The following is a 24,650-nucleotide window of genomic DNA, read 5'->3' as shown; positions in this document are numbered from 1 at the left end:
CTGCCATCAAGCTGCTCGTTATATAAAGGAAGCGTTTGAAATATTATTTGTACTGCATATTAATGTGGCTCTTTATTTTCTCGCAAAATGCTGTGGCTATTAATAAAGAGCGAGAAGTAATTATCGCCGCGAGCGCATCAATCCCGCCCTATGTTTTTGCAAAGACAGACTCGGGTATACACCTAGGTTTAATCAAAGCCGCGTTAAAGGCTAATGGATTTGCCAATATTAATGTGCAATATATGTCGAATAAACGCGCTGAGCATCAATTGCATAATAAAGGAGTGGATATACTTTTAAATTATGCAGGAAGAAGTAGTCCTGGTATTTACCCAAGTAAACCGGTACTTAGTTATGAAAATGTAGCCATTACACTCAAGCGAAATAAATATAATATTGATGAAATAGAAGGCATGTTTAATAAAAACGTTCTTGCTTTTCAAAATGCAACTGCATATCTGCCTTCTATATTTAAAAGTAATGTTAAACACTTTAGCTCATATCAAGAGGTTATTAATCAAAAAGCGCAAGTAGATAAGCTGTTAAAAGGTTGGGTGGATATAATTGTGTTAGATAAGCGTATTTTTTACTATTACTACAATCAACATAAATCACCCGAAGCTGTGCAAATTTACACTTTATTTCCAAAAGCAGAGCGACCTGCTTATTTTAATAACTTCTCTTTAGCTACTGAGTTTGATATTGGTTTGGCGCTCATCAAGCAAAACGGTACTTATAAAAGAATTGTTGATGAAGGCCAAACCCATTCATCAATCAAATAACGCCACTGTTTGACGTGTAAGCGCTATTAGCTCACCGGATTGTGACCATATACAGCCATCTTCTAAACCATAGCCATCTTTTGAATGATGAGTGATTGCTTCAAAGCCAAGCCATTCTCCAGGTGTTAAGTTTGGCTCTTGTACAAACTCTAAATACCATGACATGCTACTAGCTGGAGCGGGTTGTTTAAACATTTGTAATAACGTAGGTGGCCATGCATCTGTTAATGCAATTACATGCGCTTCTGTTATTTGCTCTGGGGTGTGCTTAAAGCGCATCCACCCCCCTAAGTGAGAAGTTTCTGCGCTGCTAAATGGCATGGCACCTTGTTGAGGACATAAATCAACATGTTGAAAAAATTCAGGCATCTGGCCTTTAATAAAAGGTAGAGTATGGCGCTCGTCTACCGGTTTTAATCCTAAAGACTTTGAAACTGGCACATTTACACCCGACTCTCTACTTTTAGCAAAACACGCTTGTACAATTACACACACTTGTTCATTTTGAATGGCTTTGGCAAGTACTTGTGTGCTGCTTTTACCTTGTCGTAATATTTCTACCGATAACGAAAAAGGAGTATCAGCTAGTAATGGCCCTACAAAATTTGTACTGAGTGAGAGTAGGCGACGATCATTAGATACTTTTCCTCTGATAGCTTGATACAACAGTGCGGCTGAGAGCCCACCAAAGGCAGTTCTGCCTTGGCACCAGTTTTCTGGAAATTGCATTGTGCTAGTTAATTGTTCGGTATTGTCTGAACTTCCAATTTTTGCAGCTTGTAGAAGTAATTGTTCAAAATGCATGAAGATGTCCTTTTATAGTGCGATTTAATAAATTTATAACACAACCAAACTAGTCAGACCAGTAATTAAAAACGTCTCTGGCGGTGCAAAAATCACCATTCCTTACAATTATTAGGGTTATTTTGTAAATAAATCACAAAAAATGGATTTTTTTTCATTTTTACAGTTGAAATAAGTTTGGCGCATCCCTATTTACTATGTCATCGAACGTATTAACGAATATTGAAGTTGGAGAAGTTTCATGGGTAAAATTATTGGAATCGATTTAGGTACTACAAACTCTTGTGTTGCAGTACTTGATGGTGGCAAAGCACGTGTTATTGAAAACGCGGAAGGCGATCGCACAACCCCGTCTATTATTGCTTACACGCAAGACGGCGAAACATTAGTAGGTCAATCAGCTAAGCGTCAAGCGGTTACTAACCCGACAAACACATTATTTGCAATCAAGCGTTTAATTGGTCGTCGTTTTGAAGACGAAGAAGTACAACGCGATATCGGCATTATGCCGTTTAAAATCATCAAAGCTGATAACGGCGATGCATGGGTAGAAGCGGGTGGCGAAAAACGCGCTGCACCACAAATTTCTGCTGAAGTACTGAAAAAAATGAAGAAAACGGCAGAGGACTTCTTAGGTGAAGAAGTAACTGAAGCTGTAATCACAGTACCTGCATACTTTAACGATTCACAACGTCAAGCAACGAAAGATGCAGGTCGTATTGCGGGTCTTGAAGTTAAACGTATTATCAATGAGCCAACTGCTGCGGCACTTGCTTACGGTATGGATAAAAACCGTGGCGAAAACATCGTTGCAGTATATGACTTAGGTGGCGGTACTTTCGATTTATCAATCATTGAAATTGATGAAGTTGAAGGCGAGCACACTTTTGAAGTACTTGCTACAAACGGTGATACACACTTAGGTGGTGAAGATTTCGATAACCGTGTAATCAACTACCTAGTAGCTGAATTCAAGAAAGATCAAGGTTTAGACTTAAAAACTGATCCTCTTGCAATGCAACGTGTTAAAGAAGCTGCTGAAAAAGCAAAAATTGAACTGTCATCTGCACAATCAACTGAAGTAAACCTTCCGTATGTAACTGCTGATGCATCTGGTCCTAAGCACATGAACGTGAAACTAACACGTGCTAAGCTTGAATCACTAGTTGAAGATTTAGTAACTAAATCTCTAGAGCCACTTAAACGTGCACTTGCTGATGCTGATTTATCAGTAAGCGACATCAACGATATTATTCTTGTTGGTGGCCAAACACGTATGCCTTTAGTACAAAAAACAGTTGCTGATTTCTTCGGTAAAGAACCACGTAAAGACGTAAACCCTGATGAAGCAGTTGCAGTAGGCGCAGCGATTCAGGGTGGTGTACTTGCTGGTGACGTAAAAGATGTACTATTACTAGACGTTTCTCCATTATCTCTAGGTATTGAGACAATGGGCTCAGTAATGACTGCATTAATTGAGAAAAACACGACGATTCCTACTAAGAAATCGCAAACATTCTCAACAGCTGAAGATAACCAATCTGCTGTTACAATTCACGTGTTACAAGGTGAGCGTAAACGTTCAAGCGACAATAAATCTCTAGGTCAATTTAACCTAGAAGGTATTCGCCCAGCACAACGTGGTACGCCGCAAATCGAAGTAACATTCGATGTTGATGCCGATGGTATCTTACATGTATCTGCGAAAGATAAAGATACAGGTAAAGAGCAAAAAATCACAATTCAAGCATCTTCAGGTTTAAGCGATGAAGAAGTTGAAAAAATGGTTCGTGATGCAGAAGCACATGCTGAAGACGATAAAAAGTTTGAAGAACTTGTAGCTGCTCGTAACCAAGCTGATGCTCTAGTACACGGTACTCGTAAGCAAATTGAAGAAGCTGGCGATGCATTACCAAGCGAAGACAAAGAAGCGATTGAAGCGGCTGTTGTAGATTTAGAAGCTGCTATTAAGAGCGACAACAAAGAAGAGATTGAAGCTAAAACTCAAGCTCTTGCTGAAAAGTCTCAAAAACTAATGGAAATTGCACAAGCGAAAGCACAGCAAGGTTCAGCAGATGCAGGCGAGCAACAGCAATCAGCTAAGCAAGACGACGACGTTGTTGATGCAGAGTTCGAAGAAGTGAAAGACGACAAGTAATTGTTGCTAACGCTTCTCGCTAGCCAAAAACACTTAACTCAATCGAGTGTTTAGGTTAGGATGAACAATTGAGGCGCGCGAGCAATAGCTTGTCGCGCCTTTTGCATGTATTTAAGGTTTAAAAATTCAATGATAAATCGATGCGATTTATCGGTTTATCCAGCAGCTCACGCTGCAAACAGAAAAGAGTAGTGTGATAGATATGTCAAAACGCGATTATTACGAAGCCCTCGGCGTAAGCAAAGATGCGAGTGAGCGAGACATAAAAAAAGCGTATAAACGCTTAGCGATGAAATATCATCCAGATCGTACCGCAGGCGATAAAGAGCTTGAAACTAAATTTAAAGAAGTTAAAGAAGCTTACGAGATTTTAACCGATCCTCAAAAACGCCAAATGTATGACCAACATGGTCACGCGGCATTTGAGCAAGGCGGTGGCGGTGGTCATGGCGGCTTTGGTGGCGGTCATGGCGATTTTGGTGATGTATTTGGTGACGTATTTGGCGATATTTTTGGTGGCGGCGGTGGTCGACGTCAATCTCGTCAACAACGTGGTTCTGACTTACGTTACAACATGGACTTGAGCTTAGAAGAAGCGGTTCGTGGTAAAGAAGTTGAAATTAAAGTACCAACATGGGTGGGTTGTGAGCCGTGTGATGGCAGTGGTGCTAAAGCAGGTTCTAAGCCTAAAACATGTACTACGTGTCATGGTGCTGGCCAAGTACAAATGCGCCAAGGTTTCTTTGCTGTTCAGCAAACGTGTCCAACGTGTCAGGGACAAGGTCAGATTATTTCAGACCCTTGTAACAAATGTCATGGTCAGGGCCGCGTAGAAAAAACTAAAACGCTTTCAGTTAAAATTCCAGCTGGCGTTGATACAGGAGACCGTATCCGCTTAACTGGTGAAGGTGAAGCCGGAATGCACGGCGCGCCATCTGGCGACTTGTACGTGCAAGTATCTGTTCGCGAACATGAAATATTTGTACGTGAAGCAAATAATTTATACTGTGAAGTACCAATTAGCTTTACAACAGCAGGTCTTGGTGGCGAAATTCAGGTGCCTACACTTGATGGTCGTGCAAAACTTAAAATACCTTCTGAAACGCAAACGGGCAAAATGTTCCGTATGCGTGGCAAAGGCGTTAAGTCTGTTCGAAGTGGTGCCCAAGGCGATCTAATTTGTAAGGTAGTAATCGAAACGCCAGTTAATCTTAACGAGCGTCAACGTGAACTACTGCAAGAGTTAGATGAAAGTATGGGTACAGATAGCTCGAAAAATCGTCCTAAAGAGCAAGGCTTTTTTGACGGTGTTAAAAAGTTTTTTGATGATTTAACTAAGTAAATTTAAATTATTATTAATAATGAAACGGCGCTTTTTAGCGTCGTTTTTTTTGCTTTAAATTTTATTTTTGTTACTGTTAAAAAAAACACGATTAAATAGTATGACCCCAGCAATCGAATTACTTAAAAAACAAAAAATCCCCTTTGAAGTACTCAGTTACGAACACGATGCAGGTAATAGTCAATATGGGCTTGAAGCTGTTGAAAAGTTAAATTTAGATAGCGCCCAAGTATATAAAACTCTCGTTCTTGAAACGCATGAAAGGCAGCTAATTGTTGCTGTTACTCCTGTGTCGCAACAAGTTAACTTAAAACAGTTGGCAAAATTATGTGGTGCCAAAAAAGTAGCAATGGCTGCCCCGCAAAAAGTTCAAGCTAGCACTGGTTATATTTTAGGGGGAGTAAGTCCACTTGGACAAAAAAAACGCTTAGCTACGTTTATTCATAGTAGTGCTTCACTTTTTGATACTATTTATGTGAGCGCCGGAAAGCGAGGTTTAGAAATCGCACTCTCCCCAACTAATTTAGCGGCGTTAACTGACGCTAAATTTGGCGATTTATAGCCTTTATTTTTAAAATTACTCTTCATAAAGGCAATTAACTCAAGTTAAGCAATTTGCTCAATACCTTATTTGTAACTACATTGAGAGTATCTTTATACCGTTAATATTTAATACCAAACGGTATTACACATTTTGTATACGGCTGTTTGTATGAACCTTTTAGATGTAGATTATTTTGCAATACTGGTGGCTGCATTGTCTTCTTTTATGCTTGGCGGCATATGGTACTCAAAAGCACTCTTTAAAAACGCTTGGCTAGAAAGTATTGGCTTAACTGTCCTTGATTTACAATCAGCCAATCCTAAGTTGATATTTGGCGGCAGCTTCTTTTTAGTATTTATAGCGGCTTTAATGTTGTCTCTATTTTTAGGTAAAGACGCAAGCTTAGTTGAGTGTATAGGAACAGGCTTTGTGATCGGCTTTTTTTGGATCAGTAGTTCACTAGGGTTAAGTTATATATTTGAGCAACGCCCTTTAAAGCTATTTTTAATTAACGGGAGTTACTGTATTTTACAGTTTTCGTTAATGGGGCTTATTTTAGGTATTTGGCCGTAAGGGTTGAGTAGCCGTTAATGCCCAGTTTGATTCTTACCTGAGAGTAGAGTAGGTTTATATAATCGTATTTACATGATTTGGTAGCGGTATTAATGAAAATATTAGTAGTTGATGATATGCCGCTCATGCGTCATGTTTTAATTAATATGCTAAGAAAATTGGAGTATTGCAATATCGTTGAAGCTACTGATGGATTACAAGCTTTGGCTTTATTGCGTGACCAACATTTCGATTTGGTTATTACAGATCTTCATATGCCAAAAATGGATGGTGTTGATTTACTCACAAACATTCGAAAAGACAGAGCCCTTGCCGATATTCCTGTGTTGATGGTTACCTGTGAGGATAGTACAGATAAAGTTAAGCAAGTTATTGCAGCTAAAGTATCAGGGTTTATAATCAAACCTTTTAATATGAATGTATTATCATCTCAATTAAACCGCTTCTTTTTCAAAGATTAGGTTATATTTTTCATCATCATTAAATTATTATGAGCTCACTTTAATAACTATACCGCGTAAAAATTCTAAAACCCAGTGGTCACCTTTACCCACCTAATACCAATGAGCAATAATACTTAATCATTTTGCGAGGCTAAATGTATCTCTCCCTGTGTTAAAAAATTCTCATTTAGGACAATTAAATAGCGAATTTTCGCCTAGCTATCAACACGTTTTTCTACCCTCAAATAGATCACTTAATTAAACGAATTGCTATAAACTGGTATCATAAAGAATAATTTTTTATATAGTACAGCAGGACTTAATGGCAAAACCCAATAAAAAAGGCCCTACTAAAACGGTCGATATTTTTTGCTCTGCTTGTAAAGCTTCCCTATTTAAATATCGAAAAGGAGGCAAAGGAGCATTAGTTAAGTGTTTTAAAGAGCGTATTAGTCAAGACTTTACACACGAGCCCTGTATTTGCCCTAATTGCAGTCGGCCTTTTGCCCGAGAAGCGATTATTCGTGGTGCGCCTGCCTATAAAATAATTGGTGGCAAAGTAACTTTTAAATAATTCAGATACAGTAAAATTTCTTCATACGGACATATGGCCTTGTTAGAATTTACCATATTGATAGAATCGCTCGGTTTGCTGTTTCAATGAATGAAAAAATACCCTCCCCATGGATCGGGCCAGTTTATTGGGTTATTTAAAAATGGATAAAGGATAGTTTCGTGATAGCACTCTTATTTGACATCATAGGTATGACAGGTACTTTTTTAGTAGTTGGTTCATTTTTCTTACTGCAGCTAGGAAAAACGTCCCCATCTAGCCTAACGTATAATATGATGAATTTAACAGGGGCGATTTTGTTGTTAATTAGCCTTTGCTATAACTTTAATTTAGCTAGCTTTGTGATAGAAATATTTTGGATAGCTGCTTCATTAATTGGTTTATACAAATACCTAAAAAACAGATCAGCTTTAGCTACAAATTAATAACGTATTAATTTTTTTCTAAACCTTAAACACTGCAAGCAGACCTGTTTGCGGTGTTTTTTGTTTTTAGGACTAGATTTAATTAATAAGTATAATTAAATTCATTTGTTAACAAAAAGTTTATATCCCTGCCTCATATAAGTCGTTACACTAGCGACCTTAAATTTTTAGGCTATTTCTCGGGTAGGCCATGTTTACGTTTTCTAAAAAAATAATTACAGTATGTATATTATTAGTATTAATTTTGGTTGTTACATTTTGGGTAGGCCGCGCTCACGATATTGAAAAAGCAACAGCTCAAGCGCAGCGTCAGGTTACTCAATTAAATAATTACATTGATACTGAACTCGCTCGTTTTTCGGCTATTCCCCAGCTACTTACTTATAATCAGTTAATGATTGAATTTGCAAACGGCGACCAAGCCCATTACAACGCTATAAATAATTACTTAGCTGATATACAACAAGCCAGTGGTGCATCAGATATATTTGTACTTAATGCCCAAGGCGCAGTAACGGCAAGTAGTAACTGGCAAGCCGATTACACATTTTTAGGCAGTAACTTTGCCTTTAGACCTTACTTTAAACGTGCATTTGCAGGTGAAAAAGTGGCCTACTTTGCACTAGGTATGCGTTCAAAAGAGCGTGGCATTTATTTTTCGCAGGCTGTTTATCACGACAACAAAGCGGTTGGTGTTGTTGTATTAAAAGTGAATGTAAGCAAATTTGAAAACGACAGAGAGCTTTTAAATACATCTAAAGGTAGCCATTTTTATTTAGAGCTTAGTGATAATATAATTGCGATGTCTGATATGCAAACATGGCGTTTAAATAGCTTCAGCGAGTTTGATATAACAAAGCGACGTAATATAAAATTACGCCGTGCTTATTTAGATCATCAACCTGTATATATTAAGCAATTTCAATATAAGAGCCAGGGTATTTCGCATTTTAAAATTAATAAAAACCTTTATGTGAGTGCGACAAAACCACTGCGTTATTTTAGTGCACATATGAACGTACTTGTTGATATAACAAAAGTAAATTCAGCTCAATTAATACGCTTGTTTTGGGCACTTAGCATTTATGCTTTAGTTATTATTGTTGGTTATAGTTTACTTGCTCGTTTTGCGGGTTATAAAAAGCTCGTTTACTCTAGGCATAGTCTTGAGCAAAAAGTGATTGAGCGCACACAAGAGCTTGAGAAAACGCAAGTTGCATTAGTTCAATCAGCAAAACTTGCAACAATTGGGCAGTTAAGCGCAGGTATTAATCACGAAATAAACCAGCCCCTTAGCGCTATGAATACTTACCTAGCAAGCGCCAAACGTTTACTCGCTAAGCAAAATTACACCGCACTTGGCGAAAGCATAACGGTGATTGAGGGGCTTGTAGGTCGCGTACACAAAATAGTGGGGCAGCTAAAACATTTTAGCAAACCATCACAAACTCAATTAAGGCCTTATCCGTTAGCTGGTTTATTAAATAACGCCTTGATGATTGCCAGCTCACAACTAAAGCAAGATAACGTACACGTAGAGCAGCCTAATTTAGATAGTGGGTTAATAGTGTGGGTTGATTCACTTAAATTTGAGCAAGTGTTGGTTAACTTAATTACTAACGCGAGCCAAGCTATGAATGGCGCAATAATACGTAAATTAAGTTTTAATGTTGAGTGCTTTGATAATCGAGTAAAACTCTCAATTTTAGATACAGGGCCTGGAATAGAGCAACATGCTTTTGGTAATATTTTCGAACCTTTTTATAGTACTAAAGAGAGTAACGGCTTAGGCCTTGGATTATCTATTTCAAAACAAATCATTGATTCGTTTAATGGCTCTTTAAGTGCGCACAATCGACTGCAAGGCGGGGCTGAGTTTATAATCAGTCTATCAAGCACGCAGGATAAAACAGATGATTGAAAACTCACCGTGTAAGCACATCATTGTAGTTGATGATGAAGCGATGATCAGAGATTCATTAAAACAATTACTTACTCTCGAAGGCTATACAGTTGAGTGTTTTAATGATGCAAGTACGGCTCTAACAAAGCTTAATCGACGTTTTATGGGCGTTGTACTGAGTGACATAAATATGCCTGCAATGGATGGGCTTACTTTACTTGAGCAAGTCACGGCATTTGATAGTGAACTGCCGGTTATATTTTTAACAGGGTACGCCGATGTAACTATTGCTGTTAAAGCTATGCAATTAGGCGCGTATGACTTATTTGAAAAACCAGTAAACGAAACATTGCTTGATTGCATAGCAAGAGCATGCGACAAGCGTAGCTTAGTGATTCAAAATCGTGCACTAAAACTTGCTGTACAAAAAACCTCAGCGCCGGGTGTACGAATACTGGGTGATACTCCTAAAATGCAAGATATGATGCATTTACTCAATACGGTTATTGATACCCCAGCTGATGTAATGATTGAAGGTGAAACTGGCACGGGTAAAGAGCTTGTAGCGCGTTACTTACACGATCAAAGTATTCGCTCAGCAAGTAATTTTGTGGCTATAAATTGCGGCGCGGTGCCTGAGCAGTTGATAGAAAGCGAGTTGTTTGGTGCTGCAAGTGGTGCCTATACCGGAGCAACTCACACTCGTAAGGGAAAGTTTGAATTTGCACAAGGTGGTACCGTTTTTTTAGATGAAATAGAAAGTACCCCAATGTCGTTGCAGGTTAAATTATTACGCGTATTAGAGGAGCGAAAAGTAACTCCAGTAGGTGATAATAAAGCAATTGAATTAGATATAAGAATTGTTGCAGCCACTAAAGTAGATTTGCTTTTATTAGTTGAAAAAGGTGAATTTAGAGCAGATTTATATTATCGACTAAGCTTGGTAAAAGTAGATATACCGCCTCTTAGAGCTCGCAAAGCAGATATAGTATTACTGTTTAAGCATTTTAGCTCTATTGCAGCAACACGCTATCACAAGCCGCCAGCACCTCTTAATAGCGAAATACAACAGCGACTCTTAGCGTACGACTGGCCTGGTAATGTAAGGGAGCTTAGAAACCAAGCTGAGCGCGCGGTTTTATTAGGAGTAGAACTTGCTTTTAGTGTTAGCAAAACGCAGGCTAAAGGTGAGCTTTCTCCCGATTTAAGCTTATCTGAAAAAGTTGCTTTTTATGAGCAGTCGTTAATAGAAGAAGCCCTAGAGCGTAACCATGGCAGTATTAAAAATACGATGGATACACTGCAAATCGCTCGTAAAACCCTTTACGATAAAATGAGTAAATACAATTTAAACCGCGATATGTTTATTGACTAAATTGTGTGGTTTATGTGACAACTTCGTTTTTATGGTGTGTGGGAAACCGCACATTTATTCTCTTTTTTTATATGCAATATCCATTAAGTGCCTGAAATATAAGAGTATTTTACCATTGGCAGTAAAGTTGCCTTATTAGGTCTGACAACAAGTAGATTCTAATAATTAGGACACATAATGATAAAGTTTACACACTCTACTATTTTACTCACTTCAATAAGTAGCTTTGCTTTTTACTCGTACACGGCTTGCGCTACTGAATATGATGTTTATGGTAAAGCCGAAGTTCAAATTGCTAATACAGATACGGGTATTATGCGTTACGCAGAAGAAGGCACGCAGATTGAAGCGCCATTTTCGCGTATAGGCATTCAAGGGCAACACAAATTAAATGAATATTTAAACGTTGTTTTTAAATACGAAGTGCAAGTAAAAGGCTTTGAGCAAGATGACACCGAAGAGCCATTTAGTGCAAGGAATACTTATCTTGGTTTAAAAGGTCAATTTGGCGAGCTTGTAGTGGGAAGAAATGATACTCGCTTTAAATACTCTGAAGGCAAAGTTGATAACTTTAATGAAACCCAAGGTGACATAGCCCAAGTTATTGCAGGACAAGATAGACTTGGTGATACGCTAACATACACTTCTAATTATTGGCATAATACGCAATTTTCGTTTACTTATGCTCCAAAAGACGACAACAAAGATAACGAAGCTGGATTTGCAGCAACTTTTATTTATGGTGATCGTAGCTTAAAAAACACCTCATATTACTTATCATTAAGCCATGTTGATTCTCTTAATAATATTAATGCGAGCCGAATAGCAGCAGCCTATAAATTTGAACAATTACAGCTTGGTGCGCTATATCAGCATTCTGAATCAACAGATGGTATAAAATCAGGTAGCGGTTATGTGTTAAGTGCAAGCTATACGCTTGATAAATGGGTACCTAAATTACAGTTTGCTAAAGATGACTCTTTACTTCGTCAAACTTCTGAGGCAACACAATGGACTACGGGCCTTGACTATGTATTTGATAAGCAAACAACTGCTTACCTTTTATACACCGACCTTAATTTAGAAGAACAAGACGACAGCAGTGTTGCGCTTGGTCTTAAATACAAATTTTAGAGGCCTGCCATGACAGATAATATACTCACGCAAAAACCAGATAAGAAAAGACATTTCCAATGGCTTTTTTTGATACTAGGCCCTGTAGTAATGCTAATGACATGTTTACTCGATCCACCAATGGGTATGTCTGTAGCGGCATTTAAAACCGCAGGTTTAGCATTTTGGATGGCATCGTGGTGGGTGAGCGAAGTAGTACCAATTCCAGCAACTGCTTTGCTCCCTCTGGTAATATCACCACTGGCTGATATAGCAGCAATTAAAAGCGTGGCTGCCCCGTATGCGCACCCACTAATATTTTTATTTTTAGGTGGTTTTTTAATTTCTATTGCTATGGAGCGTTGGGGCTTACATAAACGTATTGCGCTAAGCACCATGTTATATGCGGGTAAAAAGCCAAGCTTGCAAATTTTAGCCATGATGCTGGTAACCGCATTTTTGTCGATGTGGATGTCTAATACCGCAACAGCTGTAATGATGCTGCCTATTGCGCTTTCGATTACCAATTTAGTAAAGCAATCAGACCCGAGTAATGAAGGTTTTGGTAAGGCTTTACTGTTATCAATTGCTTATGGTGCAAGTATTGGTGGTATTGCTACCTTAATCGGTACTCCGCCTAATGCTTTAATGGCTGCTTACTTGTCAGATAGTTACCAAATAGAAATTGGCTTTGCGCAATGGATGATTGTAGGCGTACCACTGTCTTTAGGCATGCTAATTATTAGCTGGGTTTGGCTTACTAAATTTGCGTATAAAGTAGATGCTAATATTAAAAACGATCAAAAAATTGATACAAAAGCGGTGTTTTCAACGCAGTTAAAAAGCCTAGGTATAATGCAGCGCGCCGAAAAAGGCGTGTTATTTGTGTTTGTTTTAGCAGCACTGTGTTGGATATTAAGACCTCTATTAGGTGACATAACAGGTCTTAATATTTCAGATACTACTATTGCAATTGCAGCGGCATTGCTGTTGTTTGTAATGCCAGCGAATAAAGGCAAAAATGAGCGTATCCTTGATTGGGAAAGCGCAGCTAAAGTGCCGTGGGGCGTTTTATTATTATTTGGTGGCGGGCTTACGCTTGCATCTCAAATTAAGTCATCAGGGCTTGCTGAATTTATTGCTCACCTAATTGAAGGCGCTAGCACTATTCCACTTGTTATGAGTGTACTTGTTGTTGTGGCATTAATTACGTTTTTAACTGAGATCACAAGCAATACAGCGACTGCAGCTGGCTTTCTTCCTTTGTTAGGGCCCGTTGCAGAGTCTATAACAGGTTCACCATTGGTTTGGGTTATTCCTGCAGCTATAGCGTGTAGTTGTGCGTTTATGATGCCGGTAGCGACACCACCAAATGCTATTGTGTTTGGCTCAGGGCAAATTCAAATGCGCGACATGATAAGAGCGGGTTTTGTGCTAAACATTGTGGCTATTGTATTAATTACGCTGGTTACAATGACGATTGCAGCCCAAGTATTTGGCTTTTAAAGCTGAACTAAATTAGTTCTAACCAACCTATGCCAGAGTAGCTTTGTTTATATTTACAGTTTTAAACAAAACTACTCTTTATACTTATTTGTAGTACTCAAGAAGCTCTTTTTTAGATAATTAGTGTTATTGCTCGAAAAACAGAACAAGGTTATAGTCGTTAATAACTTTAAAAATTGAGTAACCTATTTTGAGCACTGAGACATCACAGGCAATGCCTTTAATTCCCCAGTTTGATGAATTGCGAAAAAGCTTTCTCGAAACGCCTTACTTGCCAATTGATAAACGTCTCGTTTTATTGAAAAAACTCCGTGTACGTATTGTTGAACTTGAGCAAGAGCTAGTAGATGCTGCTTCAAAAGACTTTGGTTACAGAACCGCTTTCGATACATTACTAGGCGATATATTACCTACAGTGCAAACACTCGCGCACATTATTAAAAAATTGCCAAAATGGGCAAAGCCAAGTAATCGCTCTGTGGGTTTAAGCTTATGGCCTTCAAAAGTAAGTGTTAATTATCAGCCCAAAGGTGTGGTTGGTATTATTGCACCGTGGAATTACCCCATTCAGTTAGCGTTAGTACCTGTGCTTACCGCTATAGCTGCCGGTAATAGAGTGATGCTTAAATTAAGCGAATTCACACCTCATACAAACGCCGTTATCGAAAAAATCTTTAAAGATGATCTGCAAGCTCATTGTAAAATAATACTAGGGGCGAGTGATGTTGCAGCACAGTTTTCATCACTGCCATTTGCTCATTTATTATTTACGGGTTCTACGAACGTAGGTAAATTAGTAATGGCGTCAGCGAGTCGTAATTTAACGCCGGTAACGCTTGAACTCGGTGGTAAATCGCCAGTTATTATTACGCAAAATGCCGATATTAAAAAAGCGGCACAAGCCTTACTGTTTGGCAAAATGGCCAACGCAGGGCAAATATGCGTTGCACCCGACTACGTATTTGTACCCAAAGAGCTTGAGCATCAGCTTATTCAGCAATTATGCGAGTTGTATAAAAAGCATTTTAAAGACGGTGTTGAAGGTAAAAACTTAACTTCTATCATTAGCGATGCGCATTATAAACGTTTGGCAACCTACTTAGAGCAAGCCCAAGAACTGGGTGCAAACATTATTAAGCCACTTGAGCAAAACCAGCAAGACGAAGAAAAGCACCGTATGGGGCTGCATTTAGTAACTCAAGTAACTGACGAAATGCAGCTTATGCAAGATGAGTTATTTGGTCCAATACTACCAATAATGAGTTATGAAAAGCTCGACAGCGCAATTGACTATATTAAAGCTCATCACCACCCATTAGCGCTTTATATTTTAGGCCAAGATAAGCACGCTCAAGAATACATTATGAAGCAAACAATCAGTGGCACTGTGGCAATAAACGACACCTTAGTGCAAGTAACTGCTGATGATGCTCCCTTTGGTGGTGTAGGGCATTCAGGAATGGGGCATTATCATGGTATAGAAGGGTTTTTAACGTTTAGCCATGCTAAAAATACGTTAGTATCGGGCTCGTTTAATCCTCGCATTGTTATGCTACTAAAACAAAGCAAACTTATTATTAAGCTTCTAAAGTGGCTTTACATAAAATAATAGGGTGCTGATTTGGTAAAGTTGAATAAGTGTTAACTTGCTAATCAAGATATATTAAAAAGGCTGAATTACATTATGTAATTCAGCCTTTTTTAGATTAGTTTAAAGCTACGGTCTTAAACTCTTAAACTTTAAAATAAGACTTTAAAATAAGCGACCTTCGCCAGCATAAGTACCCACTTGTATTTTTGCATAAATGGCATCGGCTTTTTCTTTAGCTTCTTCAATTTCTTTAGGCAGCATTTTACGCTCATCAAGTTTACGGCTATGACTCGCTTGCATATTACCGTTGTACTCAGCGATAGTATTCCAAATATATGACTTTTCTAAATCTTTCGGCATACCTAGTCCTTCAAAATACATGAGGGCTAAATTAAATTGCGCTAAAGAGTAATTGTTTGCAGCTGCTTTTTCGTACCAGTTACGTGCCGCTTCATAGTCTCGTGTAACACCCACGCCATTAGCGTACATTACGCCCAAATTAAATTGAGCTGCAGGTAAATTCTTCTTAGCTGCTTTTTCAAATAAGGTAACTGCCATTTGATGATCAAGTTTAACGCCTTTACCTTCATCGTATAAAACAGCTAGAGCAAACATCGAATCAGCATGGTTCTTTTTAACGCCTTGTTGATAAAGTGCAGCTGCTTTGCGGTAATCGCGTGTTACACCGTATCCACCTTCGTATAATTTAGCTAGTTCGTAAATTCCTGGCGCAAAACCTTTATCTGCTAGGTATTGGAATTCTTTTAGGGCGACTGCAAATTCACCTTCGTTAGCTGCTCTTATGCCATCTTCTAATGTTGCATGAGCGAAAGGGCTGGCAAGTAAAACGCCAGCAAGAACGAGTGCTTTCAAATTAAACTGTGACATATTAATGTCTCCAATTAGTAATAGTTACGATAGGTTTTAGGGCCAGTATATCTTGCCGGGATTAAATAGCGTCTAAATAGAACAAGTTTTAATCCCGAAAGGTAAACAGACTTTAGTTAAATGCTAAATTATTAAATTTTTGCACTATTTGGGCATTTCAAACGTTTAATACTCAATGCATTTAAGTAGAGACTAAATCGGTTATTATAAATAGATGCAAAAAAGGGTGCCTACTGTTATGTTTTACGCCAGCTTTAGCGTAAACGCAAGGCGATACCTTATCAGATCGTGCGTATAAAATGTAAATAATAGCGCGGTGGACTTTTAAGGTAAGTAAACGAGTTTAAGAAGTGTAAGATACAGATTTTATAGAAAATTTAAAGAAATAAAAAAAGCCCGTTAGGGCTTTTTTGAGTCATATTAACCGTCACTAATATGAGCAATGTAGCAAGTAAATGTGATATTTGATGTTATTACTTGGGTCGAGTAAGTAATAACACGAAGCGGCACGCTCTTCTTTTAATGTGTCAGCATCCTTGCTGAATATTCTTCCGTAGGCACTGAGGTCGTTACACTGTGTTTGTGCGAACGATTATCAGTTAGATCTAAATGCAAGTCAATACTTAAATGATAATTATTATCAAATAAGGTTTCCATAATTATAAAATTAAAATAAGGAAAGTGATGCTTAATAATCTTAAAGCTAAAAAAGTGATAAATGCATGCTTTGCTATCAGCATGGTATTTTTGTGTAGCTGTTCAGCCTCATTCACTTATAACAACTTGAGCTGGCTTTCGTCATTTTGGGTTGACGATTATGTTGATTTAAATAAAAAGCAAAATACACAGCTAAAAAACATAATTACAACAACACAAAATTGGCACCGAACTACCCAGTTACCCGCCTACAGACAAGACATACAAAATATAAAAGTATTGTTTAACCAAACATTGGAGGCTAAACAATTAAAAACACAGGTTGTGCTTGCAAAACAACATTGGCAGAACCTACTTGGATACGCAAAGCTGCCTTTAGCTGAGCTTGGGGCAACCTTATCAAGTGAGCAAAGAGGTGAGCTTTTAAACAATATCCAAATAAAAATTAACGACGAACGCGAAGAGTTTAACGAACAAACCCCGCTTGAGCGAAAAAGTGAGCGTTTAGAAGAGCAATTTGAATACTACGAGCAGTGGATAGGCAAGCTTAATAAACAACAAAAAGCGCTGATTAAATCAACTAATGAGCAGCACCAAGATGCAGGAGCGCTGTGGTTAGAGTACAAGCAAAACCGTTTGAATGCAGCCAAACAGGTATTTACAAATGCTGAAATTACAAAAAAAGAATTTATAAATCAGTTAAGTACGGTTATTGAAGAGCGCGAACTTTATATGAGCAACGCGCTATTGAAAAGCAATGAAGTAAACTTAAATTTATATATAAATTTACTCTACAAATTAAACCTAACTCTAAATGATAAACAACGCCAAAGTGTTAATGATCAATTTGATGAGTTAATTGAGACCTTAAACGATATAATAGAAAACTAAATTGTGCGTGAATTATTAAGTTTTAAATTAGCTGTTTAGGCTGGTTTGTTTTTAAACGCAAAAAATGCTTTTTAAAGGGCAATATATGGTTACAGATTTGAAAAGTATCTTAAACACTTGGCATCTCAATAGGGACAACCAAGAATGGGTTTTAGCTACTTTGTACAAAATTGAAGGCTCTAGCTACAGAAAACTAGGGGCTATGATGCTTATTTCGAGCCTAGGCGAGCGCTTGGGGATGCTTTCGGGTGGCTGTTTAGAAGCTGACATACAGCGCCACGCTAAACAAGTAATGAGTACTTTAACCAGTAAAACCATTAGTTATGATGCCACCGATGAAGACGATTTAACATTTCAACTTGGCATTGGTTGTGGGGGCATAGTACATATTTTACTACAGCCCATTCACAAAGCTAATGACTATTTGCAGTTAGAGCTTGTATCTAAAGCACTTAATGAGAATAAACCAGGGCGATACCTTCAACAAGTAAGCCCCATTTTGCCAGCCGGCAGTGGTGTATTTACGCAAAATGATGAGTTACATGGTTTATCAATGAACCGCAAAGCGCAGTTGGTAGAATTACAAGGCGCTACGTGCTTGCAAACTTCTATTTATCCGCCGCCTCATTTATTAATAGTGGGTGGTGGGGCCGATGCAGTTCCGGTTTATACATTTGCCAAACAACTTGGTTGGAGTGTAACTGTATGGGATACACGCGCTGCCAATGCAAAAAGGCAATATTTTAAAAATGCAGATGCTATTTTGCGCTCCACACCGAGTGAGTTAAAAGAATATTGCATAACTAATAAAGTAGATGCTGCTATTTTAATGGCTCACAGCGTTGAACTTGACGCCAGTACGTTGGCTCAATTTAAAGATGTTCCGTTTAAATATATAGGATTATTGGGTCCGAAGCACAGACGTGAACAAGTTTTAGAGCACGCAAATACGCGTGTTTCACAAATTAAGTCTCCTGTTTTTGGGCCCGTCGGTTTAAATTTAGGCGGCGACTCGCCAGAGAGTATTGCACTATCGCTGATCAGCGAAATACATGCAGTGCTGTGTGATAAAGATGCCCAATCACTAAGTCATTGGGGGCAGGAGCCGTGCTAATTGCAAAAGTTGTTTTAGCCGCAGGGCAATCATCTCGCTTTAACGGCTGTAAATTAACAGCTGATATTGGCTTTGGCAAAACAATGATTGAGCATGCTGTAAATACACTGCAAGCACTTGATGACACGCCCGTGTATGTAGTTACCGGGGCATGGCATAAAGAAGTAGCGCAAGTACTGGCAGGCTATAAAAACATAGAGCTGATTGAGAACAAGCAATGGAGCCAAGGTTTGGGTCATTCAATAGCGACAGCTTCTCAAACTTTGTTTAAAAATAAGTCCTTTGATGGGATTTTATTTATGCTTGCGGATCAGGTTGAGCTAAAAGTAGCGCACTTAAGTGAGCTAGTTACTGGTTTTAAACGTAACCCATCGCGCTGGTGCGCAAACTATGGCGAGCGTTTAGGTGTACCCGCTTTATTCCCAGCGGTTGATTTATCTCAGCTTGCAAGCTTAACTTCAGATAGAGGTGCGCAGCAATTACTGCGCTCCAGCAGTGAGGTCGTCAATACAATTAGTTTAAGTAGTGCGAGTGTAGACATAGATACTCAAAAGCAGCTAAGTAATTTTATAGCTAAAAATGAGTGATAAAGTAGTAGTAGGGCAAAATAAGTTTTAGCTGCGCTAACGCTTTAGTGTAGTGGTTATGGTATTTAGCTGCGCTAACGCTTTAGTGTAGTGGTTATGGTATTTAGCTGTTAATGTAGCTTATGCGGTAACTATATGTGTTATGGATTAGTAGTTACAACAATCTTAACTGTTATAACCTGAGTTTAAATTAAACAATTTAAACGCAGTTTATAAAGCTTAATCAAGGGGCAAGCTATGGTGACGTTTACAATTAATGGCAAGGTGGTTGAATCACACGCAAGTGAAGATACACCATTGTTATGGGTTATTCGCGATGAAATTGGATTAAAAGGTACGAAGTTTGGTTGCGGTATTGCAATGTGTGGTGCGTGTACGGTGCATTTAGATGGGCAAGCAACTCGCTCATGTGTTTTACCAATTGGCGCAATTGCAGGAAAAAACATTACCACAATTGAAGGGCTTAATAACGAACATCCACTTCAAAAAGCATGGGTTGAAGAGCAAGTACCACAGTGCGGTTACTGTCAGTCGGGGCAAATAATGCAAGCTGCTACATTACTGGCAGCTAATCCAAGCCCTTCAGATGAAGAAATAGTAAGCCATATGAATGGTAACTATTGTCGCTGTATGGCTTATAAACGTATTAAAACTGCTATTCAACGCGCTGCAGATGAGTCACAAAGTGTAGTAAATATATTTGATCCAAATGCACAAGACGCTTAACTGGAGCCGATAATGAAAAAATTATTTCAAAAAAATAGCGAAACCGTTAATTTAAATCGTCGCTCGTTTATGATTGGCACTGCTAGCGCAGGCTTAGTCATGGCGTTTGCCCCTGCGTTATTTTCGGGTTCGCTCAGTGCAAAAGAATCAATTGCGCAACAGGCTTTTTCACCCACTATTTGGTGGACGATGAGCACCGACGGCGCCGTAGAAGTGAGTATTGCTAAAGTTGAAATGGGTCAACATATCGGTACTGCTCTTGCGCGTATTGTGGCTGATGAACTTGAATGTGATTGGGATAAAGTATCAATTACCTACGTAGATACTCATGAAAAATGGGGCTTTATGGTAACGGGTGGTTCATGGTCTGTATTTCAAAGCTTTAAGCCATTATCTCAAGCCGGCGCTGCGGGTCGAATTGCATTAATAGAAGCAGGAGCGAAAATGCTCGGCGTGCCTGCAGATAAATGTCGTGCTGAAAAGGGCTACATTATTGCAGGCGAAAAATCGGTTAGTTATGCTGACATAGTTAAAAAAGGCGAGTTTAATCGTACATTTACCAGTGATGAAGTTGCAAACCTTCCACTAAAACCTGCTAATAAACGTCATTTAACTGGGCTTAAACAAGACTTTAAAGCGCTTGATATACCAGCCAAAACAAATGGTACAGCAGTATATGGGATAGATGTAGAAGTTGAAGGCATGCTGTACGCGCGTCCAGTTATTCCACCAACTCGTTATGGCAGCACAGTAACAAACGTTGACGATAGTGCAGCAAAAGCAATTAAAGGTTACAAAGGCTATGAAATTTTAAATGACCCTAGTAACACAGTGCAAGGCTGGGTTGTTGTATTAGCTGATAGTTACCCAAGTGCCATTAAAGCAGTAGATGCTTTAAAGGTGAGTTACAAAAAGGGTGAGTCGGCAAATATATCTGAAGCTGATATTCAAAAAGAAGGTAAGCGATTATGCGAGCAACGCGACTCGGGCACTTTGTTTGTTGATGAAGGCGATATAAAGAAAACCCAAGCAGACGCTAGTGAGTCGTTAGAATCAATGTATACCACAGCGACAGCGAGTCATTATCAGCTAGAGCCATTAAATGCGGTTGCAGAGTTTAAAGACGGAAATTGGATTATTCATACTGGTAACCAGTGGCAGTCACTTACGTTACCAGCGCTTGCTAAAGCACTCGATATAGAACAAAACAAAGTAATTATCCGTCCTTACTATTTAGGTGGTGGTTTTGGTCGTCGATTATTTGGTGATTGGACTGTACCTGCGGCTCTAACTGCAAAAGCAGTAGGTAAACCAGTAAAACTGGTATTTACACGAGCAGATGATAGTTTATTCGATCAGTCTCGCTCTGCATCTGCTGCAAAAATGACGGCGTCGTTTGATAAAAATGGTACCTTCACAGGAATGGAACATGCATTTGCCGCTGGTTGGCCTACTAAAGCTATGGCACCAGGGTTTTTATCACCGGGTGTTGATGGCAAAGGTAAATTTGATGCATTTTCGGCATCGGGCGCTGATCATTGGTATAGCATGAGCAGTCATCGTGCACGTGCTATTAATAACGAAGTTGCACAAAGCACCTTTACTCCTGGTTGGTTACGTTCAGTAGGGCCTGGCTGGATTGCATGGAGCCTTGAGTCGTTTATTGATGAAATTGCCCATAAGCAAGGCAAAGATCCAGTTCAATTTAGAATTGAAATGTTAGACGGTAAAGGCAAGCAAGCGGGTAAAGCACCTGAGAGCGTTGGTGGAGCACTGCGCTTACGTAATGTGCTTAAAACGGTGTCTGATAAAGTAGCTTCTGTTAAATTAGCTAAAGATGAGGGCATTGGTTTTTCTGTAAGCTCAGGGCAAGAACGTACCATGCCAGCATGGCTTGCAACCGCAGCGCATGTTCACGTTAACCGTGATAGTGGTAAAATAACGCTTAAAAAGCTCTATGTTGTTGTAGATGCGGGCTTAATAGTTCACCCTGATGGCGCACTGGCGCAAATTGAAGGGTCGTTACTATGGGGCAGCAGCCTTGCATTGCATGAATCAAATACGTATAAAGATGGACAGGTATCAGCGACTAACTTTAATACTTATTTACCGCTAAGAATGCAAGATGCGCCAGATATTGACATTGAATTTTTACAAAGCGATGAGTTTCCAGTTGGTTTAGGCGAACCTGGTGTTATAGGGGTCGCTCCTGCTATTGGTAATGCTGTGTTTAATGCTGTAGGCGTGCGTTTACGTGACCTACCAATGAAGCCAAGCGAACTTAAAAAAGGCTTAGAAGCGTAAAACAAAAATAATTAAAGGGGTATGTTTTATGCTGCCCCTTTAAGTTATTAAATATATTTATGTAATTATTATTTATGTATCAATAGGTAGCGTTGTTTATACCAGTTTGCTTAATTAAACGATTAAGCATTATTGCAAATTGGTATTAGGTTGTTATTACGTGTTGATATTAGTTAAGGTTTATTTATGCTAATCGACCCAACAGGGCGAGAGTTTAGTTACCTACGTTTGTCTATTACGGATGTATGTAATTTTAAGTGTGTTTATTGTTTACCAGATGGTTATCAGGGCGGTCACGACCGTGGCTTCCTCACAATTGATGAAATTAGCAATACGCTTAAAGCGTTTGCACACCATGGTATTGAAAAAGTAAGGATCACTGGCGGAGAGCCAACCCTTAGAAAAGACTTTATAGATGTTGTTCGCGCGGCAAAAGATGTTGCGGGCATAAAAAAAATTGCAATGACCACCAATGGTTTTTCTCTTCATAAGAATATTCATGACTGGGTAGATGCAGGCTTAAACGCCATTAACGTAAGCATTGATAGTTTAGATTCACGCATGTTTAACACCATTACTGGGCATGACAAATTTACCTCAGTAATGAAAGGTATTGATACTGCGCTTGAAACGGGTATTGATTCGGTAAAAATAAACAGCGTGCTGATGAAGCAATACAACGCAAAAGAGTTTGATACATTTTTAAATTGGGTTAAACACCGCCCCGTCACCATCCGCTTTATAGAATTGATGCAAACAAACGACAACAAAGCCTTTTTTGATGCTAACCATGTTTCTGGGCAAGTTTTAAAAACTCAGTTACTACAAACGGGCTGGCAGCAAGTTGCGCGTAGTGCATCAGCAGGTCCTGCTCAAGAGTTTGCCCACCCCGATTATCAAGGCAGAATTGGTTTAATAATGCCTTACAGTAACGACTTTTGTAGTACCTGTAACCGATTGAGGGTTACAGCAAAAGGAAATCTGCACTTGTGTTTGTTTTCTGAAGAGGGTATTTCGCTAAGAGAATATATGAACGATAGTTCGCATAGTGAATTAATGGCCTTGTTATCTCGTTATATTAAAACTAAGAAGCCAACTCATCTTTTGCATCAAGGTAATACGGGCATCACCACTAATTTATCTATGTTAGGTGGTTAATTTTTAGAGCTAACTTGTAAACAAAAACATCAAACGTGTTCCTAAATCACCAATAAAAGGGTGTGTTTACATGGTTTTAGAGCAACAAAGCTTGTTAAATTGTATTTTCACGTTAAACTTACTTTTTATTTTTATTAAGTGATTAGAATGGATATCGCAGCCCTTAATAGCACTAAATCATTAAGAAAGGACGTTCTAAGAGGGATGTGCCTTTGCTTTGGTGTTTTATCGGTTGGATTTGCGGGATTTAATTTAACTGTAAATAACTTTCCATTGCTTGGCTATATCGAAATCTGTTTTTCTATTTATTGTATATTTACTTACATTACACTTATACGCCGACCATTACAGTTTTGGCAATCCGTTGTAATGTGCGCACTTATCACATTCATCGTTATTTTGGGTACATCTTTGGCGTCGCCTCGTAACGGTGTGTATGTATGGTCGTTTGCATTACCTATTTTGTACTACCTACTATTGGGTAAACAATATGGTGTAATTTTCTCTGCAAATTTATTAGTGATCCAAGTGTTTATTTTAGGTAGTCAGTCTACTCTTGCCCCTTTTGAGACTTTTAACTTATCCCTTAATCTACTCTGTGCTTATTTAAGTATTTGGGCAATTTCTCACGTTTTTGAAGGGAGTCGTTCACACTTTTCAAGGCGACTTAAAAATTTAGCGTTACTTGACCCACTAACGGGTGCAGGCAATCGCCTTTCAATGAACCACTACTTTGAAGTAGAACTACAAGATAAATCACAGTTATATTTATTCTTACTTGATTTAGATTTTTTTAAACAAGTAAATGATGAATATGGCCATGGTGTGGGTGACCAAGTGCTTATTGAAGTAGCGACTTTACTAAGAGTTATACTCGCTAGAGGGTATTTATTTAGAGTCGGCGGTGAGGAGTTTGCTTTATTTAGCTCTTTTGAAAATGAAGAGGCTGCACTTAATACCGCTGAACAAATAAGGGCACGTTTTGAAAGTACCACATTTGACATTGACGGCCTTGCAATCAATGTTACAACCAGTATTGGTGTCGCAAAATTTAAAAGTACCAATTCATTGGAAAGCTTTGTAAACCAAGCTGATAAACAGTTATACAAAGCAAAGCAATTTGGTCGCAATAAAGTGTATTGTAAGTTTAAAAAAGAAAATGATTACCAGGCAGTCGTTGCGTAAGTCGTGC

At 38.7% G+C, this 24,650-nt stretch carries 22 protein-coding genes; 20 read left to right on the top strand and 2 right to left on the bottom strand.

The genetic code is table 11. From position 1 onward, the window contains the following. Positions 1–35: 35 nt before the first annotated feature. Complete coding sequence (locus tag ABX891_RS18870; protein WP_165742523.1) at positions 36–782, top strand: substrate-binding periplasmic protein; 747 nt, start codon at positions 36–38, stop codon at positions 780–782. Here ABX891_RS18870 and ABX891_RS18865 read toward each other — a convergent pair. Continuing rightward, a complete protein-coding gene (locus tag ABX891_RS18865; protein ID WP_165742522.1) occupies positions 771–1,586 on the bottom strand; it encodes a thioesterase family protein in 816 nt (271 codons plus the stop codon). The two genes, ABX891_RS18870 and ABX891_RS18865, sit on opposite strands and share 12 nt — an antisense overlap. 241 nt (positions 1,587–1,827) lie before the next feature. Between ABX891_RS18865 and dnaK the strand changes: the two genes are divergently transcribed. The 12 genes from dnaK to ABX891_RS18805 all read left to right on the top strand — a co-directional run bounded on the left by dnaK (position 1,828) and on the right by ABX891_RS18805 (position 15,151). Beyond that, positions 1,828–3,744, top strand: coding sequence for a molecular chaperone DnaK (dnaK, locus tag ABX891_RS18860; protein ID WP_002959064.1), 1,917 nt, complete (start codon positions 1,828–1,830; stop codon positions 3,742–3,744). 202 nt (positions 3,745–3,946) lie between these two features. Continuing rightward, positions 3,947–5,086 carry a molecular chaperone DnaJ gene (gene dnaJ, locus ABX891_RS18855; protein WP_002959065.1) on the top strand — a complete coding sequence of 380 codons (1,140 nt, stop codon included), beginning with the start codon at positions 3,947–3,949 and terminating at the stop codon, positions 5,084–5,086. A gap of 100 nt (positions 5,087–5,186) precedes the next feature. Continuing rightward, positions 5,187–5,648: a Cys-tRNA(Pro) deacylase gene (gene ybaK / locus ABX891_RS18850; protein ID WP_024604031.1), complete on the top strand. Its 462-nt coding sequence runs from the start codon at positions 5,187–5,189 to the stop codon at positions 5,646–5,648. A 150-nt stretch (positions 5,649–5,798) separates the two neighbouring features. After that, positions 5,799–6,203, top strand: coding sequence for a DUF1761 domain-containing protein (locus tag ABX891_RS18845; RefSeq protein WP_354630369.1), 405 nt, complete (start codon positions 5,799–5,801; stop codon positions 6,201–6,203). Positions 6,204–6,295: 92 nt separating this feature from the next. Beyond that, on the top strand, positions 6,296–6,664 hold the full coding sequence (locus tag ABX891_RS18840) for a response regulator (RefSeq protein ID WP_024595560.1): 369 nt from the start codon (positions 6,296–6,298) through the stop codon (positions 6,662–6,664). Between the two features lie 304 nt (positions 6,665–6,968). After that, entirely contained in the window at positions 6,969–7,220 is a 252-nt protein-coding gene (locus ABX891_RS18835; protein WP_002959073.1) for a hypothetical protein, read from the top strand. Between the two features lie 161 nt (positions 7,221–7,381). Continuing rightward, positions 7,382–7,645 (top strand): CBU_0592 family membrane protein, encoded by a 264-nt coding sequence (locus tag ABX891_RS18830; RefSeq protein WP_024595558.1) that lies wholly within the window; start codon positions 7,382–7,384, stop codon positions 7,643–7,645. A gap of 190 nt (positions 7,646–7,835) precedes the next feature. Beyond that, positions 7,836–9,566 (top strand): sensor histidine kinase, encoded by a 1,731-nt coding sequence (locus ABX891_RS18825; protein WP_354630368.1) that lies wholly within the window; start codon positions 7,836–7,838, stop codon positions 9,564–9,566. Continuing rightward, positions 9,559–10,923: a sigma-54-dependent transcriptional regulator gene (locus ABX891_RS18820; RefSeq protein WP_002959078.1), complete on the top strand. Its 1,365-nt coding sequence runs from the start codon at positions 9,559–9,561 to the stop codon at positions 10,921–10,923. Before ABX891_RS18825 ends, ABX891_RS18820 begins: the two co-directional genes overlap by 8 nt. A 177-nt stretch (positions 10,924–11,100) precedes the next feature. Continuing rightward, positions 11,101–12,057 carry a porin gene (locus tag ABX891_RS18815; RefSeq protein ID WP_278382315.1) on the top strand — a complete coding sequence of 319 codons (957 nt, stop codon included), beginning with the start codon at positions 11,101–11,103 and terminating at the stop codon, positions 12,055–12,057. Positions 12,058–12,066: 9 nt separating this feature from the next. Next, positions 12,067–13,542 carry an SLC13 family permease gene (locus tag ABX891_RS18810; RefSeq protein WP_354630367.1) on the top strand — a complete coding sequence of 492 codons (1,476 nt, stop codon included), beginning with the start codon at positions 12,067–12,069 and terminating at the stop codon, positions 13,540–13,542. A gap of 214 nt (positions 13,543–13,756) precedes the next feature. Next, positions 13,757–15,151: a coniferyl aldehyde dehydrogenase gene (locus tag ABX891_RS18805; protein WP_502936061.1), complete on the top strand. Its 1,395-nt coding sequence runs from the start codon at positions 13,757–13,759 to the stop codon at positions 15,149–15,151. Between the two features lie 144 nt (positions 15,152–15,295). Here ABX891_RS18805 and ABX891_RS18800 read toward each other — a convergent pair whose 3' ends face one another. Next, positions 15,296–16,021: a tetratricopeptide repeat protein gene (locus ABX891_RS18800; RefSeq protein ID WP_149593050.1), complete on the bottom strand. Its 726-nt coding sequence runs from the start codon at positions 16,019–16,021 to the stop codon at positions 15,296–15,298. 684 nt (positions 16,022–16,705) lie between these two features. Between ABX891_RS18800 and ABX891_RS18795 the strand changes: the two genes are divergently transcribed. The 7 genes from ABX891_RS18795 to ABX891_RS18765 all read left to right on the top strand — a co-directional run bounded on the left by ABX891_RS18795 (position 16,706) and on the right by ABX891_RS18765 (position 24,643). Beyond that, positions 16,706–17,569 carry a DUF6279 family lipoprotein gene (locus ABX891_RS18795; protein ID WP_354630365.1) on the top strand — a complete coding sequence of 288 codons (864 nt, stop codon included), beginning with the start codon at positions 16,706–16,708 and terminating at the stop codon, positions 17,567–17,569. Positions 17,570–17,654: 85 nt separating this feature from the next. Next, complete coding sequence (locus ABX891_RS18790; protein WP_354630364.1) at positions 17,655–18,683, top strand: XdhC family protein; 1,029 nt, start codon at positions 17,655–17,657, stop codon at positions 18,681–18,683. Further along, a complete protein-coding gene (locus tag ABX891_RS18785; RefSeq protein WP_165742513.1) occupies positions 18,677–19,270 on the top strand; it encodes a nucleotidyltransferase family protein in 594 nt (197 codons plus the stop codon). The genes ABX891_RS18790 and ABX891_RS18785 overlap by 7 nt, the downstream gene beginning before the upstream one ends. 237 nt (positions 19,271–19,507) lie before the next feature. Next, positions 19,508–19,996 (top strand): (2Fe-2S)-binding protein, encoded by a 489-nt coding sequence (locus ABX891_RS18780; RefSeq protein ID WP_007582016.1) that lies wholly within the window; start codon positions 19,508–19,510, stop codon positions 19,994–19,996. A gap of 12 nt (positions 19,997–20,008) precedes the next feature. After that, entirely contained in the window at positions 20,009–22,300 is a 2,292-nt protein-coding gene (locus tag ABX891_RS18775) for a xanthine dehydrogenase family protein molybdopterin-binding subunit (RefSeq protein WP_165742512.1), read from the top strand. A gap of 186 nt (positions 22,301–22,486) precedes the next feature. Continuing rightward, positions 22,487–23,458 (top strand): GTP 3',8-cyclase MoaA, encoded by a 972-nt coding sequence (gene moaA / locus ABX891_RS18770; RefSeq protein WP_165742511.1) that lies wholly within the window; start codon positions 22,487–22,489, stop codon positions 23,456–23,458. A gap of 147 nt (positions 23,459–23,605) precedes the next feature. Further along, positions 23,606–24,643, top strand: a complete 1,038-nt coding sequence (locus ABX891_RS18765) for a GGDEF domain-containing protein (protein WP_165742510.1) — start codon at positions 23,606–23,608, stop codon at positions 24,641–24,643. Positions 24,644–24,650: the final 7 nt, after the last annotated feature.

This window comes from Pseudoalteromonas sp. NCIMB 1079, assembly GCF_040567695.1.
Lineage (GTDB): Bacteria > Pseudomonadota > Gammaproteobacteria > Enterobacterales > Alteromonadaceae > Pseudoalteromonas > Pseudoalteromonas distincta.
The sequence above is the reverse complement of the archived record's forward strand: the minus strand, read 5'-3'. Positions and strand labels throughout refer to the sequence as shown.

Coding starts and splice junctions, on each gene's coding strand:
- ABX891_RS18795 (WP_354630365.1), top strand. CDS start 16,706: ATGCTTAATAATCTTAAAGCTAAAAAAGTGATAAATGCATGCTTTGCT.
- dnaK (WP_002959064.1), top strand. CDS start 1,828: ATGGGTAAAATTATTGGAATCGATTTAGGTACTACAAACTCTTGTGTT.
- ABX891_RS18765 (WP_165742510.1), top strand. CDS start 23,606: ATGGATATCGCAGCCCTTAATAGCACTAAATCATTAAGAAAGGACGTT.
- ABX891_RS18845 (WP_354630369.1), top strand. CDS start 5,799: ATGAACCTTTTAGATGTAGATTATTTTGCAATACTGGTGGCTGCATTG.
- ABX891_RS18780 (WP_007582016.1), top strand. CDS start 19,508: ATGGTGACGTTTACAATTAATGGCAAGGTGGTTGAATCACACGCAAGT.
- ABX891_RS18820 (WP_002959078.1), top strand. CDS start 9,559: ATGATTGAAAACTCACCGTGTAAGCACATCATTGTAGTTGATGATGAA.
- moaA (WP_165742511.1), top strand. CDS start 22,487: ATGCTAATCGACCCAACAGGGCGAGAGTTTAGTTACCTACGTTTGTCT.
- ABX891_RS18790 (WP_354630364.1), top strand. CDS start 17,655: ATGGTTACAGATTTGAAAAGTATCTTAAACACTTGGCATCTCAATAGG.
- ABX891_RS18815 (WP_278382315.1), top strand. CDS start 11,101: ATGATAAAGTTTACACACTCTACTATTTTACTCACTTCAATAAGTAGC.
- ybaK (WP_024604031.1), top strand. CDS start 5,187: ATGACCCCAGCAATCGAATTACTTAAAAAACAAAAAATCCCCTTTGAA.
- ABX891_RS18800 (WP_149593050.1), bottom strand. CDS start 16,021: ATGTCACAGTTTAATTTGAAAGCACTCGTTCTTGCTGGCGTTTTACTT.
- ABX891_RS18825 (WP_354630368.1), top strand. CDS start 7,836: ATGTTTACGTTTTCTAAAAAAATAATTACAGTATGTATATTATTAGTA.
- ABX891_RS18835 (WP_002959073.1), top strand. CDS start 6,969: ATGGCAAAACCCAATAAAAAAGGCCCTACTAAAACGGTCGATATTTTT.
- ABX891_RS18840 (WP_024595560.1), top strand. CDS start 6,296: ATGAAAATATTAGTAGTTGATGATATGCCGCTCATGCGTCATGTTTTA.
- ABX891_RS18810 (WP_354630367.1), top strand. CDS start 12,067: ATGACAGATAATATACTCACGCAAAAACCAGATAAGAAAAGACATTTC.
- ABX891_RS18805 (WP_502936061.1), top strand. CDS start 13,757: ATGCCTTTAATTCCCCAGTTTGATGAATTGCGAAAAAGCTTTCTCGAA.
- ABX891_RS18775 (WP_165742512.1), top strand. CDS start 20,009: ATGAAAAAATTATTTCAAAAAAATAGCGAAACCGTTAATTTAAATCGT.
- dnaJ (WP_002959065.1), top strand. CDS start 3,947: ATGTCAAAACGCGATTATTACGAAGCCCTCGGCGTAAGCAAAGATGCG.
- ABX891_RS18865 (WP_165742522.1), bottom strand. CDS start 1,586: ATGCATTTTGAACAATTACTTCTACAAGCTGCAAAAATTGGAAGTTCA.